This is a genomic window from Bacteroides zhangwenhongii, assembly GCF_009193325.2.
Taxonomy (GTDB): domain Bacteria; phylum Bacteroidota; class Bacteroidia; order Bacteroidales; family Bacteroidaceae; genus Bacteroides; species Bacteroides zhangwenhongii.
The window spans coordinates 467,713-483,805 of the sequence record NZ_CP059856.1; the positions used below are offsets into that span (position 1 = coordinate 467,713).

The 16,093-nt window shown below is 42.3% G+C and carries 11 protein-coding genes; 5 read left to right on the forward strand and 6 right to left on the reverse strand.

Going from position 1 to position 16,093, the window contains the following annotated elements:
* Positions 1 to 5: 5 nt before the first annotated feature.
* From GD630_RS01915 to rpmH, 4 genes are all read right to left on the reverse strand, one after another.
* Positions 6 to 980, reverse strand: a complete 975-nt coding sequence (locus tag GD630_RS01915; protein ID WP_143868998.1) for a D-alanine--D-alanine ligase — start codon at positions 978 to 980, stop codon at positions 6 to 8.
* Complete coding sequence (locus GD630_RS01920; RefSeq protein ID WP_143869000.1) at positions 977 to 2,050, reverse strand: RluA family pseudouridine synthase; 1,074 nt, start codon at positions 2,048 to 2,050, stop codon at positions 977 to 979. The genes GD630_RS01915 and GD630_RS01920 overlap by 4 nt, the downstream gene beginning before the upstream one ends.
* Before the next feature lie 25 nt (positions 2,051 to 2,075).
* A complete protein-coding gene (locus GD630_RS01925) occupies positions 2,076 to 2,723 on the reverse strand; it encodes a PASTA domain-containing protein (RefSeq protein ID WP_143869001.1) in 648 nt (215 codons plus the stop codon).
* Between the two features lie 142 nt (positions 2,724 to 2,865).
* Positions 2,866 to 3,027: a 50S ribosomal protein L34 gene (rpmH, locus tag GD630_RS01930; protein ID WP_005678985.1), complete on the reverse strand. Its 162-nt coding sequence runs from the start codon at positions 3,025 to 3,027 to the stop codon at positions 2,866 to 2,868.
* Positions 3,028 to 3,218: 191 nt separating this feature from the next.
* Between rpmH and efp the strand changes: the two genes are divergently transcribed.
* Positions 3,219 to 3,785, forward strand: coding sequence for an elongation factor P (gene efp, locus GD630_RS01935; RefSeq protein WP_007763862.1), 567 nt, complete (start codon positions 3,219 to 3,221; stop codon positions 3,783 to 3,785).
* An 85-nt stretch (positions 3,786 to 3,870) separates the two neighbouring features.
* On the opposite strand, the gene GD630_RS01940 is transcribed toward efp, so the two are convergent.
* Both GD630_RS01940 and GD630_RS01945 read right to left on the reverse strand, forming a co-directional pair.
* On the reverse strand, positions 3,871 to 5,271 hold the full coding sequence (locus tag GD630_RS01940; protein WP_143869003.1) for an alkaline phosphatase: 1,401 nt from the start codon (positions 5,269 to 5,271) through the stop codon (positions 3,871 to 3,873).
* Between the two features lie 86 nt (positions 5,272 to 5,357).
* Entirely contained in the window at positions 5,358 to 6,953 is a 1,596-nt protein-coding gene (locus tag GD630_RS01945; RefSeq protein WP_143869005.1) for a DUF6377 domain-containing protein, read from the reverse strand.
* A gap of 264 nt (positions 6,954 to 7,217) precedes the next feature.
* On the opposite strand from GD630_RS01945, the gene GD630_RS01950 reads away from it, so the two are divergent.
* The 4 genes from GD630_RS01950 (at position 7,218) to GD630_RS01965 (ending at position 16,088) form a co-directional block, all read left to right on the forward strand.
* Positions 7,218 to 9,395 carry a glycoside hydrolase family 97 protein gene (locus GD630_RS01950; RefSeq protein ID WP_007763856.1) on the forward strand — a complete coding sequence of 726 codons (2,178 nt, stop codon included), beginning with the start codon at positions 7,218 to 7,220 and terminating at the stop codon, positions 9,393 to 9,395.
* 86 nt (positions 9,396 to 9,481) lie between these two features.
* Positions 9,482 to 12,556: a SusC/RagA family TonB-linked outer membrane protein gene (locus GD630_RS01955; RefSeq protein ID WP_143869007.1), complete on the forward strand. Its 3,075-nt coding sequence runs from the start codon at positions 9,482 to 9,484 to the stop codon at positions 12,554 to 12,556.
* 12 nt (positions 12,557 to 12,568) lie between these two features.
* Entirely contained in the window at positions 12,569 to 14,212 is a 1,644-nt protein-coding gene (locus tag GD630_RS01960; RefSeq protein ID WP_143869009.1) for a RagB/SusD family nutrient uptake outer membrane protein, read from the forward strand.
* A 19-nt stretch (positions 14,213 to 14,231) separates the two neighbouring features.
* Complete coding sequence (locus GD630_RS01965) at positions 14,232 to 16,088, forward strand: SusE domain-containing protein (RefSeq protein ID WP_238482956.1); 1,857 nt, start codon at positions 14,232 to 14,234, stop codon at positions 16,086 to 16,088.
* Positions 16,089 to 16,093 lie beyond the last annotated feature (5 nt).

A 16,093-nucleotide genomic window follows, 5' to 3' on the forward strand; every position in this document is an offset into this window, starting at 1 on the left:
CGTGATTAAAATTTATTTTCGATAATATCAGTCATCACATCCTTTATATCCAGCCCGGCTGCACGCACCTGCTGAGGAATAAAGCTTGTAGCAGTCATTCCCGGAGTCGTATTCACTTCGAGAAGATTCAGTTTCTCACCGGCAGTCACAATATAATCCACACGGATAATACCGGAACAGCCCAATATATCATAGATAGCCGAAGTCAGTTTCTGCACGCGTCCGGTCAGTTCCGGAGAGATACGCGCAGGAGTGATTTCATCTACCTGACCGTTATATTTGGCATCGTAATCGAAAAATTCATTGTGGGTAACGACTTCCGTAGGTGGGAAGATAACCGACTTTTCCTTCGTCTTGTAGCAACCGCAAGTCAGCTCCGTACCTTCCATAAATGCCTCAACGATCACTTCTTCCGCTTCTCCGAAAGCTTTAACAATGGCAGGCTGGATTTGTTCTTTTGTCTTCACTTTTGTAACGCCAAAGCTCGAACCTCCCAGACTGGGCTTGATAAAACAAGGCAGACCGATCTTCTCCATTACATCTTCGTCGGAAACCGACTGTCCTTGACGCAGCAGCAACGATTCGGCAATACGTACGCCAAAAGCCTTCAAATACTGATTGCAGGCAAATTTATCGTATGTAATAGCAGCCGCCAATACTCCACAACAGGAATACGGAATGCGCAGCATATCAAAATATCCCTGCAGACGACCATCCTCACCCGGTGTGCCATGAATCGTAATATAAGCAAAATCGAACACTACCTTTTCCGTTCCGTTCGTAAAACTAAAATCATTTCTGTCCACCGGAACCTTGTTACCATCCGGTAATTGTACTTCCCAGCGACGGCCTTCCATCTCTACAATGTACAAATTATACTTCTCCTTATCTATAAAGGAATAAATACCCTGTGCGCTACGCAGGGAAACTACGATTTCAGAGGTATCACCTCCTGCTACGATAGCAATGTTGCGTTTCATTCTAATTCTCTATTACTTATATAGCCTCTCCACTTCTCGATAAGCCGGGTCATGTCATCCGGAAGTTCGGAAGTAAAATGCATCTCTTCACCAGTGACGGGATGCACAAACCCCAACGTCATAGCATGCAAAGCCTGTCGGGGACAAGTGTCAAAGCAATTATTTACAAATTGTTTGTATTTACTAAAATGAGTACCTTTCAATATCTCGTGCCCCCCATAGCGTTCGTCATTGAACAGCACATGTCCGATATGTTTCATGTGGACACGGATCTGATGAGTACGTCCCGTCTCCAGGATACATTCCACAAGCGTGACGTATCCCAAGCGTTCCAACACACGATAATGAGTCACAGCGTGTTTGCCAACTGTCGGGTCGGACATCACTGCCATCTGCATTCGGTCTTTCGGGTTACGGGCTATATTCCCGATGATTGTTCCCTCATCCTGCTCCACAATCCCCCATACCAGGGCGCGATATTTACGTTTGGTAGTTTTATTAAAGAATTGGTTTCCCAGATTTGTTTTGGCGTCCGGTGTCTTGGCAATCACCAACAACCCCGAAGTATCTTTGTCGATCCGATGAACAAGTCCCACGTGCGGATCATTCGCATCATAATCGGGATTATCTTTCATATGCCAGGCAAGCGCATTGACCAAAGTGCCATGATAATTCCCATGTCCCGGATGCACTACCAGTCCGGCAGGCTTATTCACCACCATCAAATAGGGATCTTCATAAACGATAGTAAGGGGAATATCTTCCGGGATAATTTCATTTTCGTAACGCGGACGGTCCATCATCACCGTGATAACATCCAGCGGCTTTACTTTATAGCTACTTTTCACCGGCTTGCCATTGGCCATAACGAATCCTCCTTCGGCAGCCTTCTGAATACGGTTGCGCGAAGCATTGACAATACGTTCGAACAGATATTTGTCGATTCTGACCATCGCCTGCCCCTTATCTACCACCACCCGGAAGTGTTCGTAAAGTTGGGACTCGTCACCGACCGGTTCTATATCATCCAAATCGTTCTCCAGTTCATCCGGAAGTTCTTCCTCTATCATGTGAGTCTGTTCTGTTAGTTATCCATTAAAACCAGTTATCTTCTTGTGTGGAAGATGATTCTGATGTCACAGGAATTTCTGTATCCACAGCAACATCGGTGGAGTCTTTCTCCATGCTCCCTGCCCCATCACCGACCATCAGTGTCAAAGAAGCTCCCATAGGAATCTTTTCTCCGGCGGTCAGTTGCCTTCCCTGATACTTCACGCCATACACCCAGTCCTTTTCACCGTTCACTAACTGGACCTGATTCAGTTTGAAACCGGCACTTAACAGTTTGGCTTGCGCCTGACGAAGAGAGCTATTGTCCGCAACATCAGGAATCATACGCAAAGGAACATCCAGCGTGTTCACTGTCAGATAGACCGTACGGCCTTCTTTTACTTTCTCACCGGCTCCCGGCTTGAGTTCAAGCACGATACCGGCAGCCTTATCCTTAACGTATCTCGTATCAGAAACCGAGCATACCAATCCATGATTCCGGAACATCTTTGTCGCCTCCTCCACACTCATCCCCTTCACATCGGGAACAAGTACCGATTCACCATGATGTGTGTATGCATCAATCCATTTCAGCACGCCGAATACCATGACTGCCACTATCACAATCATAGCGGCAATATTCAACCAGAAAAATTTATTTGTTTTAAAAGAAAAGAATTCTCTAATAGTCATACGCATTGCTGTTTATATGCGCCAAAGATACGACAAAATAGTTGAATTTATAAAAAAGAGGTGATGAAAAGTTTGCTATAAACAAAAAGGCAGAGATTAAATTCCCCGCCTTTTTTGTTTCCCTGATGATAGATAAAAGTGATTACCACTTCTGTCCGTTGTACTCATCAGAAACAGTCAGTTTCTTTCTGCCTTTTGCACGGCGAGCAGCCAATACTCTACGACCATTAGCAGACGCCATTCTCTCACGGAAACCGTGTTTGTTCTTTCTCTTTCTGTTAGAGGGTTGAAATGTTCTTTTCATTTTTGTATCTTGTTTTATGTTATTATTCTACGTAATCGGGCTGCAAAAATAGGCACTTTTTTTAAATTAACCAAGAGATAACTCATTTTTGCTCAAAAGTTTTTGTGTTTTTTACTGATTTAGATTACTTTTGCACTCGATTTCCGACGAAAACAATTAAATAACAATAATATAATAAGAAGAATAGCAGTATGATTAATGCTCAAGACATCAAAAACGGAACCTGTATCCGTATGGACGGAAAGCTCTATTTCTGTATAGAATTCCTGCATGTAAAACCTGGTAAAGGTAACACTTTCATGCGTACTAAACTGAAAGATGTAGTTAGCGGCTACGTTCTCGAACGTCGTTTCAACATCGGTGAAAAATTGGAAGACGTACGTGTAGAACGTCGTCCTTATCAGTTCTTATATAAAGAAGGAGAAGATTATATCTTCATGAATCAGGAAACTTTTGACCAGCATCCTATCGCTCACGACTTGATTAACGGTGTTGACTTCCTGCTTGAAGGTGCAGTATTGGATGTTGTTTCCGACGCTTCTACCGAAACCGTATTGTATGCGGATATGCCGATCAAGGTACAGATGAAGGTTACTTATACAGAGCCGGGCGTCAAAGGTGACACTGCTACCAATACATTGAAACCTGCTACCGTAGAATCAGGAGCAACAGTACGTGTTCCTTTATTCATCAACGAAGGTGAAACAATCGAAATCGATACTCGCGACGGTTCATACGTAGGACGTGTAAAAGCATAAGTTACATAGAACACAATAATAAAGAAAGCCGGAAGCTCAATTGAACTTCCGGCTTTCTTTATTATTGTGCTTTGCACGGGCATTCTTATTTATATCCCGCCGCTTTGGCTATTCTCTTCGGTATTTCAGTATTATCTATCTTCTCACCGAACAAATGTGAACCGGCTCCAATAGCGAATACAGGTACAAAACCGGCAGAATGTCCGCCACTCACCCAGCCAACCATCGCGATCTCATCCATAACTTGTTTGGCACAAGCAGCCATAGGCTCGCTCTTCGAGTACATACTCTCGGCAAACACCACTTTATTCTTCACGAATGACTTTTCAAATTCGTCGTGCAACTTCTTTTCTTGTTGCCAAGAAATAGGTAATTGTTTCCAGAATCCCATTTCATTGCCAAGAAATTCTTTCATATCTTCCCAAGTTACTTTGTTACCTTTGGCTTTTCTCAGTTCACTGATACGTTGAGAAAGTCCGTCAGCCGAATGTTTTTGAGATTGCAATGCTTTCAAGTTCAGTTCATATTTTCCGGTTCCCAATACGATACCACCAGTTTCGTGGTCGGCAGTAACGACTATCAGTGTTTCTTTCGGATGCTTCTTATAAAATTCATAAGCCACTTTGATAGCGTTATCCATATCTTTTACTTCATTGAATACGGTAGCTGCATCATTCGCGTGACAAGCCCAGTCAATCTTTCCGCCTTCCACCATGAGGAAGAAGCCTTTATTCTTGCCTTTAGTCAGAAAGTCGATAGCGCTTTCCGTAATTTGCGCCAGCGTCAGATCATCCTCTTTGCGGTCAATGGCATAAGGCAGACATGACGGATTAGCCCCCTTTTCCTGAATGAGAATCATCTTTTCAGCCTTAGCTGATTTTGCTTTATAGTCATTGTAACCACGTGCCACTGTATATCCGGCTTCTTCAAAGATAGGGAAAATGCTTGGAGCCTCTTTCTTATCAAAAGAAGTTGTCGGTTTCAGGAATCCGCCACCTGCATAAAAGTCAAAATTAGCTTTCGGCAAGTCAAGAGCAATCTCATAATACATATTACGATCCGGTTGGTGCGCATAGAATGCGGCAGGGGTAGCATGATCAACACTGACAGAAGTAGTGACACCGACTTTCTTACCGGCTTTCTTCGCCTTTTCAGCTACGGTTTGAATCGCATTCTTATCTTCCCCCACAGAAATAGCGTGATTATAGGTTTTCTTTCCTGTAGCCAACGCAGTACCTGCGGCGGCAGAATCGGTCACGGAATTAGTTGCAGAGAAAGTAGTCGCCATCGTGGCAACCGGAAATTGAGTAAACAACAAAGGCTCAACGCCGATACGTCCGTTCTGAAGTTCCGCCTGATACATCTCCGTACCATTCACTTGGTTGACTCCCATCCCATCTCCAATGAAATAGAATACATACTTTGCCTGACCGTTGGCCACAACGGAAATAAGGACAAAGAACAATGTGTAGATTAACTTTTTCATTCTTTAGTAAATTTATTATTAGATTAGTTAGTACCACCTACAAAGGTATAAAAAAAGCTATTTCTGATGTTACAAAACAAATAATATTATAAATTCATCACGTCCTGTTCAAACCGTTCCTTATCTCCAGCGGCCCTATTGCGCATCCGGCTACGGTAATTATAGATCGTCGCCAATGAGTAACCCAAGAAATGAGCAATTTTATTACTGTCTACCACTCCCAAACGGATAAGAGCAAAAATACGAAGTTCGGTAGTCAGCAGTTCATCAGATTTCGGATATATCCGTCCCTCCTCTACCAACAAATCATTGAAAGCGGAAATGAAATTCGGAAAAAGTTTCAGGAAAGACTTATCGAACTCATTATAAAACTCGTTTCGTTCATCTTTGATAAACTGCTCGGACTTTATAGCCTTAAACAAATCCTCAATCCGGGAAGCCATAGCCAATTTAGCCAATGAGCGGCGATACATCTCCAACTTATCCAGATAGTTCACACATCTGTCCAAATAACGGGCGATATATACTTCTTTTATCTTGCCTGTCTGCTCCAGTTCTTTGTTCACAGCCAACATCTGCCGGTTAGCCAAACTCAAATCACGACGCATAGCAGACAGTTTCTTCATCCAGCGATACAAAAAGAAAATAGCTATCAAAAGAAATAAAGACAACATACTGACACTAATAAGCATCGCTCTGGAAACGGCTTGTTCTTTCTCTTCTTTCAACTTATAAGCCTTATCGATAATCGGGAAAAACTCCGTCACTTCAATAAACCTCAAACGGGCATTGCAGGCTACGGCATCTTCCATCGAACAACTCAAGTACTTATAAGCACGGTCAATATCCCCTAGTTCATACATCAGATGTGCCAACTTTTGCAAAGAGGCATACTCCCTGACCGAAGATTCCAAATCTGCAATAGCTGTCAATATGAGATAATAAACTTCTTTCTCAGAATCCTTCTTCATACCGTACGCTTCAGACAATGTATAGTAGATATACACTTTCTGCCGTTCGTCAACCGCCTCTTTCAAAGCCTCATCAAGTATCACCAAAGCAGTATCCGCCTTACCACTGACGATACATTTCTCTGCCAGAACAATCGTTCTGTTGATTTCCGGTGACATTACACTAATAATAGAATCCCGGTATAAATCTGTTTTTTCGAGATATTTCTTTTTCGCTTCCTTATTAGTGGTGTAATCAGCCAGCCAACCATAACAAGCACGATAAGTCTGATAATAAGCCAACAAGGTTTCTTTGTCCAGCTTCGTCGGATTCATCCTCTCCAATTCCTCAATAGCTTCAATATACATTCCCATTACCCCTAATACCGTTGCACGATCAATAATAATCTTATTGTCCAATTCAGGACGATTCAGTTGCGGAAGCACCTGCTGTTTCTTATTTATATAATGAAGGGCAGAATCAGCCTGATAATGAAGATAAGCATCAAATAAGGAACCGTATAGACGATATTTGTCGGCAGAGGCATTTGAATGAGCCAATTGCAACTTCAAGCCTTCAATTTCCTTTTCTTTCTGAATCTGATAAGTCTCCTTTTTATTTATGATGTCGTCCAGCTTTTTAAGAGCTGCCACATTATCTGTCTGTTTTGCAAACATTGAAACAGAACCAACCAAAAGAAAAGACAATACACAATAGGCTATATTTCTCATAGGTTACTTTTTAAAGATGTCACAAATATAATGAATATAGTAATCACAATGAAATAGATAAGCCAAACTATTTAATTTCCACTTATATTTTCGCCGATTCCAAACAATAATATATAATTGATAATCAATTAAATAAAATCATAAAGCGGTTATATTTTTATTCTAGACACCTCTTCCGATTCAATAGGTCGCTACATTTGCAACATCCGAAATAAAAAGGAGTAGAAACATTAGTTAGCTTACAATTTAATACCAATAAATAAAATGAAAAAGAATCTTTTACTCATTGCATTCCTCTGTATTTCATTTATAACGAATGCGCAGCAGAAACTGACTTCACCGGATGGAAATCTGGTAATGACCTTTCAGGTAAACAAGGAAGGTGCTCCAACGTACGATTTGATTTATAAAGGCAAAACGGTTATCAAACCCAGTACTTTAGGTTTAGAATTAAAGAAAGAAGACAATACCCGGACAGACTTCGACTGGGTAGACCGTAGAGATCTCACCAAACTTGACTCAAAAACAAATCTTTATAACGGTTTTGAACTAAAGGATGCAAAGACCGATACATTCGATGAAACATGGCAACCGGTATGGGGAGAAGAAAAAGAAATCCGTAATCATTATAATGAATTGGCAGTGACACTATACCAGCCGATGAATGAGCGCTCCATCCTGATCCGTTTCCGCTTATTCAATGACGGTCTGGGATTCCGTTACGAGTTCCCTCAACAAAAATCATTGAATTATTTCGTTATTAAAGAAGAACATTCCCAGTTTGCCATGTCAGGCGACCATACCGCTTTTTGGATACCGGGCGATTATGATACGCAGGAATATGATTATACTATCTCCCGCTTATCGGAAATCAGAGGGTTGATGAAACAGGCAATCACTCCCAATTCGTCTCAAACTCCTTTCTCACCGACAGGTGTGCAGACTGCTCTTATGATGAAAACGGATGATGGTCTTTACATCAACCTTCACGAGGCAGCTCTCATCGATTATTCTTGTATGCACCTCAACCTGGACGATAAAAACATGATATTCGAATCTTGGCTGACTCCGGATGCAAAAGGGGACAAAGGATATATGCAGACACCTTGCCATACACCATGGCGTACTGTCATTGTCAGTGATGATGCACGCAACATCCTTGCATCCCGTATTACTCTCAACCTGAACGAACCATGCAAGTTGCCGGATGCAACCTCTTGGGTAAAACCTGTGAAATATATCGGTGTGTGGTGGGATATGATAACCGGAAAGGGCTCATGGGCCTATACCGATGAGCTGACTAGTGTAAAACTGGGTGAAACAGATTATTCAAAAACCAAACCTAACGGCAAACATTCCGCTAACACCGCTAATGTAAAACGTTATATCGATTTCGCTGCCGCCAACGGTTTTGACGCAGTACTGGTAGAAGGATGGAACGAAGGTTGGGAAGACTGGTTCGGTAACAGCAAAGATTATGTATTCGATTTCGTCACTCCGTATCCCGATTTCGACGTAAAAGAGATTCATCGTTATGCCGCAAGTAAAGGTGTCAAAATGATGATGCACCATGAAACTTCCGCATCAGCCCGTAACTACGAACGTCATATGGATAAAGCTTATCAATTTATGGTGGATAACGGCTATAACTCTGTAAAGAGCGGTTATGTCGGCAATATTATTCCCCGTGGCGAGCACCATTACGGACAATGGATGAATAATCATTATCTGTATGCGGTGAAGAAAGCAGCAGACTACAAGATTATGGTGAATGCTCACGAAGCAGTACGCCCGACAGGTATCTGCCGCACTTATCCGAACTTGATCGGTAATGAATCCGCTCGTGGAACAGAATATGAGTCATTCGGAGGCAACAAAGTATACCATACTACAATCCTTCCATTCACCCGTCTGGTTGGAGGACCGATGGATTATACTCCGGGAATCTTCGAAACACATTGCAACAAAATGAATCCGGCTAATAATTCTCAGGTTCGCTCTACTATCGCCCGCCAACTGGCATTGTATGTAACTATGTACAGCCCATTGCAGATGGCCGCTGATATTCCTGAAAATTACGAGCGTTTCATGGATGCTTTCCAATTTATCAAGGATGTAGCTATTGATTGGGATGAAAGTAAATATCTGGAAGCGGAACCAGGAGAATATATCACGATAGCCCGTCGTGCCAAAGGAACGAATGACTGGTATATAGGTTGCACTGCCGGAGAAAAGGGACATGAGTCTAAATTAAGCTTTGACTTCCTCGAACCTGGGAAAAAATATGAAGCTACCATTTATGCTGACGCTAAAGATGCAAGTTGGGACAAAAATCCGCAAGCATACGTTATCACAAAAAAGAAAATAAACAACAAAAGCAAACTTACACTGAAAGCTGCAATAGGCGGAGGATACGCCATCTCAGTCAAAGAGATAAAATAAGACCTTAAACAAGTTTAATTAAGATTCCATAGTTTTCAATAGGTATTCATATAGAAGTACTATTTTTGACGAACTTATTTAATAACATGAAAACAAAAAAAATGAATGAACCGGGTAAAATAATGCTGCTATTTTTAGTAGCCATTATGTTTACGGTACAGGCAGTTGCACAAAACCTGTCAGTAAGTGGACTCGTCCAGGACGGTACCACCGGAGAGGGAGTTATCGGAGCAAATGTAGTAGTTAAAGGTACTACCAATGGCACCATTACCGATCTGGATGGGAAGTTTAAATTACAGGCCAAGCAAGGAGACATCATTGTCATTTCCTTCATCGGATATAAGACACAGGAATTACCGGCCGCAGCACAAATGAAAGTTGCTCTGAAAGATGATTCAAAACAGTTGGACGACGTAGTGGTCATCGGATATGGCTCCGTTAAGAAAGAAGACTTGAGCGGATCAGTCGTTGCCATTAAAGCTGAAGAGATGAACAAAGGTGCAGTCACTTCACCCGAAGAATTGATCATGGGAAAAGTTCCGGGATTGGCAGTCGCTCAAGGTGACGGTGGTCCGGGCTCAGGTTCTACGCTACGCATCCGTAGCGGTTCTTCTCTGAATGCCAGCAATGACCCGCTAATCGTCATAGACGGAATCCCTGTAGCCAACAATTCAGCTCCGGGTACACCGAATGCTTTATCGACCATTAATCCGAATGATATAGAAACTTTTACCGTATTAAAAGACGCATCAGCAACCGCCATCTACGGTTCACGTGCATCAAACGGCGTTATCATCATCACTACCAAGAAAGGGACACAAGGAAAAATCAAGGTAACTTATAACAGCAGTTATACTTTCAAAGATCCTTATAAGCGTTTTGAAACGATGAATGCAGACGAGTTCCGCCAGGCAGTGACGAACCAATATGCCGAAGGCACCGCTTTAGGCGATGCAGCACGCAATCTGATTAATCTCTACCCCTCACAGTCTACCGATTGGCAGGATGCTATCTATCAAAGTGGTTTGAGCACAGACCAAAATATATCCGTAGCAGGAAAAGCAGGATTCATGCCTTTCCGCGTGTCTTTAGGTTACAACAATGAACGAGGTACAATCAAGACATCCAAGTATGAAAGATACACCGCATCTGTCAATCTAAGTCCGAAGTTCTTTGATGATCATTTGAGTGTGGATATCAATGTAAAAGGAACGATTAACAAAAATCGTTTTGCTGATTCGGGAGCAGTAGGGGCAGCTGCTTTCTTTGACCCTACCAAACCAATCTATGGTATTGACACAGAAGACCCTACATACGGTAGTAATTTATATAACTATAACGGTTATTGGAACTGGAGTACCGGCAAGAATACTCCCAACACGCTTTCTTCCGCCAATCCGTTATCTTTACTCTACGATGTGGACAATGCGGGAACTACTAAACGAAGTCTCGGCAATATCCAGTTAGATTATAAAATACACGGATTAGAAGATTTGCATGCCAACTTGAACGTAGGTTATGACGTAGCAAAAAGCACAGGTGGAAACTATACCGTTCCCGGTTCTTTCCAAACAGCCAAAGACAGTGATTTCAAGAATATCGGACGTGGTAATGACTGGAACAATCTGCGCCGCAACCATTTGCTGGACTTTTATTTGAACTACGCCAAAAACATAGAATCCATTCAAAGCAATATCAATGTAATGGCCGGATATTCCTGGCAACATTTCTATTACAGAGACTTGAGCATTTACAAATCAAATGTTACCGAAAACCTGGGAACTAAAGAAGGATGGACTTATAACGACGATGAAGGACGTTACATACAAAACAATAACACTCCCTCACCTTGGGAAAATTATCTGGTTTCTTTCTTCGGACGACTGAATTACAACTTCAAAGAACGTTATTTGCTCACTGCAACGTTACGTCAGGACGGTTCCTCACGTTTCAGCAAGAGCAACCGTTGGGGACTCTTCCCCTCCGCAGCATTGGCATGGAGTATTATCAACGAACCGTTTATGGAAAAGGCACGTGATATTATGTCCAACTTGAAACTGCGTGTAGGATATGGTGTCACCGGTCAGCAGGAGATTACCGATTATCTCTATATCACTAACTACTCGCTGGGTAACAATACGACTTCACAATATATGGGTTCATATCTACTGAAACCGGATGGGTACAGCCCCGATTTGAAATGGGAACAGACTGCGACATACAATGTCGGCATCGACTACGGATTTCTGAACAATCGTATTAACGGTAGTATCGAATATTATCAGAAGCGTACGAAAGATTTATTGAACACAGTCAGCGTAGCGGCAGGAAGCAACTTTACCAATATGATAACAGCCAACGTGGGATCTATGAAAAACGAAGGTTTGGAATTCAATATCAATGCCGTAGCTATACAGACTAAAGATTTCTCTTGGGAATTAGGCTATAACGTGACTTGGAACACCAGCAAAATTACTAAGTTGACCGCTACCTACAATCCGGATTATGAAGGCATCAATGCCGGTTCTGCTTCATACGGTAGTGGCACAGTACTACAAAAGCACCAGGTAGGTTATGCCCCCTCCACTTACTGGCTCTTCCAACAGGTATACGACGAGAATGGAAAACCGGTACAAAACGCAGTGGTAGACCGCAATAACGACGGACAGATTACGAATGACGACCGGTATATGACTAAAAAGAGTCCGATGGCGGACGTATACATGGGACTGAGTTCGCAGTTTACATATAAGAATTGGGATCTGGGCTTCAATCTCCGTGCCAGTATCGGGAACTATGTCTACAACGCCAGTGCAGCGGACAACGGTTCACTGAATGCTTTCTCCAATCAAGGATTTATCACCAATTATTATAAATCGGCAGTAGAAAGCACCGGATTCACTCTCACCAGTTCTACCGAGCAAAAAGCAAGCGATCTCTTTTTGGAAAATGCTTCTTTCCTGAAGATGGATAACATTACTTTGGGATACACCTTCAAGAATTTGTTCACCAGCAAGTTATCCGGTCGGATCAGCGCATCGGTGCAGAATGTGTTTACTATCACCAAGTATTCCGGACTCGATCCAGAGTGCAACGCCATTGATCAAAGTCTATGGCCACGTCCACGCACGTTCTCTCTCGGAATCAATCTTAACTTTTAATCTGTCAGCATTATGAAATTCTATTCTATAAAATCGATCATATTGGTTTCCGCCCTCATTTTATTCGGCGGATGTATAGGTGATTTGGACGTGATGCCTCTCGATCCGAATATCATGACGGCCGAAGACGCCTATTCTACTCCCGAAAGCTACACACAGGGATTGAAAAAGATCTATTCGGTATGGGCCCTCTCCGGACAAAAAGATGCGGGTTCTTCGGATTTGAGTGATTTGAATGCCGGTAACACAGTACTCCTGCGTTGTTGGTGGACACTGCAAGAAAGTACTACAGACGAAGTAAAATGCGCCTGGTCGGATAGCTGGGTACCGCAAGTTAACGGGTTATCCTGGAATACAGCTAAGGTGGAATCAATGGAAGGGCTTTACCACCGTTCTATGTACATCGTAAGTATTGCAAATGATTTTCTGAAACAACTGAACAATGCCCCCGACGAAGTAGACCGGGAACGTTATCGTGCCGAAGCACGTTTCTGCCGTGCTTTAGCCTACTACGTGCTGATGGATGCTTTTGCCAATCCACCTTTTGTCACAGAAGAAACAACCTCGACGCTACCGGAGCAAATCAATCGCAAAGACCTATTCAGCTGGCTAGAAAAGGAACTTACTGCTATTCGTAGTCTCCTTCCCGAACAGACAGACGAATACGGACGTGCAGATCAACATACCGTTGAGTTCCTATTGGCACGTATGTATCTCAATGCCGAAGTTTATACAGGAACACCCCGTTATACTGACTGTATCACTTATTGCAAACATATTCTGGGCAGTAATGACTATTCATTGGCAGACAATTATGCCGAACTTTTTATGGCAGACAACGGAGAAAATACCAATGCCAGAAAAGAAATCATTTTCCCGGTATTGGCTGACGGCAACACTACTCAGTCCTATGGAATAGGAGCTATCATTGTCGGCTCGCGTTCAAGTAGCGAAGGCACTGTTGTCAACTACGGATGCAACGGTGGATGGGATGGCTTCCGCTCTACAGGAAATCTGATACGTGCGTTCGAATATGAAGCGGAAGAATCAGCCTGGACCGCCGACAATTTAAATTCACACGACAACCGTGCCATCTTTTATAGCACAGGACGTTCATTGGATATCAAAACCTCATCTATCGGTACATTTACCACAGAAGGTTGGTCGGTATTCAAATTCACGAACCTGAACAGTGACGGTACTCCGGGAAAGAATTCCGTATTCCCTGACACAGACTTTCCACTATTCCGTCTGGCTGATGTATATCTGATGTATGCGGAATCCGTAGCCCGTGGTGGAGAAGGGGGAAGCGAATCCCAAGCTGTGACATACATACAGGACTTGCGCAAACGTGCCAAAACCGGTTATAGCCAAGTGGATGCAGCTTGGTTGAAGGCTTCCGCATCCATTAATGGAAGCACTGCCAGCGTAAACTTTGGAAATATCTTAAACGAACGTTGTCGTGAACTTTATTGGGAAGCCACCCGCCGTACCGATTTAATCCGTTACGGACTGTTTACCTCGAATACTTATACGTGGGCTGAAAAAGGAGGAGTTATCACCGGAGTAGGTGTAGACAAACGCTACAATCTTTTCCCCATACCTGTAAGCGATATCAGCGTTAATGGTAATTTACAACAAAACGAAGGTTATTAATCTAAAAATCAGAATATACATGAAAACAATATACGGATATATAGGTATACTGATCGCAGCTTGTTTATTACAAGCCTGTGAAAGTGACTTAGACAAAGCCTATTATAGCGACGGACAGGCTCAGCCTGCTGTATTGGAGGCTTTACCGGAAACATATACCATCAACCCGCTTCAACAAAATGAAGTTGCACTGACGTTCAAGTGGAGTGTACCCCAAATGGGATATAATGCATCGATCACGAACAATCTGGAGATGGATATAAAAGGCGAAAACAACTTCGGAGATAAAAAAGTAATCTTATCTTCGTTGGTAGGCAATAACTCGACTGTTTCATTTACGAATAAAGAGTTGAATGACTATGTACTGTCTCTATTCAAGAATTATGCTGGTGAAGCAGGAATATACACCATAGAAACCGTTCATCTGGAATTTCGTGTAACCTCTGTCATTTCAGAGGCGAAAGCTCCTCTTGTTTCAAATATCGTTTCTTCCACTGTCACTCCATACGACAATGAAAATACAGGCTACAAAGCAGCGGTCATCACATCAACAGACATTAGCGAACTAGTTTTAGCGGCCGGTCAGAAAGAAGAAACGGCATTACCCTTAACGTGGCAACAGGCTTATTTGGGTGATAATGCAAGTATCAGCTATGCAATAGAAATAAATCTGCCCAAAACAAACACGGAATATAATTGGAGTAAGAAAGTGACTGTCAAGACTACTCAAGAAACCTCATACAATCTGACTCACCAAGATCTGAATGATGCACTTGTCAGTCTATTGGCAAAATATAGTAAGGAAGTAGGAAAAACAGAAATCAACCTCTCTGTTTCAGCTACTAAGAGCGGATATATCAAAGCGTTGGCTTCCGAACCTCTGACTATCAGCATCACTCCGTATGTAGCTACTCCGACATTCACTACTGTTCCGGAAAATATGGATTTAACTTCCGGCACTTCTTATTCTCTAGCATGGGAAGCTGTAGAAGGAGCTAAATACCAAGTGGAAATGGATATAAAAGACGCAGAATTCTCACAAAAAGCAATATTGGAAAGCGGTTTGACCAGTACAAACCTAGATATAAACAATGCAATCTTAAGTAAGGCCATCAAATACCTAAAAATAGCACATAATGCAGTAACGCTTAGTGCAGAACAGGAGATAGAGTTTCGGGTAAGAGCTTATTTCGGCAATACTGAGACAGGAGTATTATCAGAAGCAAAAACTGTAGCGATGACTTATGATAATAGCGAGAATACACCGGAAGTATTCTATCTAGTAGGAGAATACTGTGCTTGGAAACACGATCAAACTCAAAAGCTATATAAAACAGAAAGTGGTTCGTACAAAGGACACATTATTGCAAAAAATCTTTATGAAGGGTGGAAAATCACAGACCAACCCAATTGGAATGGTAGAAATTGGGGAGCTCCAATCAATAGTGGAATCTTGACTCTAGGTAACGACAGCAAAAATATCACTTCTTACGGCGGTAACAACAATACCAGCTACACCGTAGAATTTAATCCAAACAACGGTCGTCTCACTATGAGCAATGAAGAAAAGTCATGGATGTTATTAGGTGAACATAACAATTATTCTTTCAGTGATGAGTCCAAAATGGAAATCGTTTATGATGAAAGTAATAAAAAATGGTATTTACAAAAGAAAGGAGTGAAGATGCAAGCCGGAAATACGTGGCAAATACGTTCACAGATGTTGAACATGGAAGTGACTCCACAAAATACCGAAGGACATTTCGAAACGGATGTTACCGACGAAAGCCAATTTACCGTAAGCCAAACCGGCAATTACGAGATACGTTGGTATTTCAACGAACCGACTCCTTACGTAATAGTCATTAAAGAATAACCCAT

Coding starts and splice junctions, on each gene's coding strand:
- efp (WP_007763862.1), top strand. CDS start 3,219: ATGATTAATGCTCAAGACATCAAAAACGGAACCTGTATCCGTATGGAC.
- GD630_RS01950 (WP_007763856.1), top strand. CDS start 7,218: ATGAAAAAGAATCTTTTACTCATTGCATTCCTCTGTATTTCATTTATA.
- GD630_RS01955 (WP_143869007.1), top strand. CDS start 9,482: ATGAAAACAAAAAAAATGAATGAACCGGGTAAAATAATGCTGCTATTT.
- GD630_RS01940 (WP_143869003.1), bottom strand. CDS start 5,271: ATGAAAAAGTTAATCTACACATTGTTCTTTGTCCTTATTTCCGTTGTG.
- GD630_RS01920 (WP_143869000.1), bottom strand. CDS start 2,050: ATGATAGAGGAAGAACTTCCGGATGAACTGGAGAACGATTTGGATGAT.
- GD630_RS01945 (WP_143869005.1), bottom strand. CDS start 6,953: ATGAGAAATATAGCCTATTGTGTATTGTCTTTTCTTTTGGTTGGTTCT.
- GD630_RS01915 (WP_143868998.1), bottom strand. CDS start 980: ATGAAACGCAACATTGCTATCGTAGCAGGAGGTGATACCTCTGAAATC.
- rpmH (WP_005678985.1), bottom strand. CDS start 3,027: ATGAAAAGAACATTTCAACCCTCTAACAGAAAGAGAAAGAACAAACAC.
- GD630_RS01965 (WP_238482956.1), top strand. CDS start 14,232: ATGAAAACAATATACGGATATATAGGTATACTGATCGCAGCTTGTTTA.
- GD630_RS01960 (WP_143869009.1), top strand. CDS start 12,569: ATGAAATTCTATTCTATAAAATCGATCATATTGGTTTCCGCCCTCATT.
- GD630_RS01925 (WP_143869001.1), bottom strand. CDS start 2,723: ATGACTATTAGAGAATTCTTTTCTTTTAAAACAAATAAATTTTTCTGG.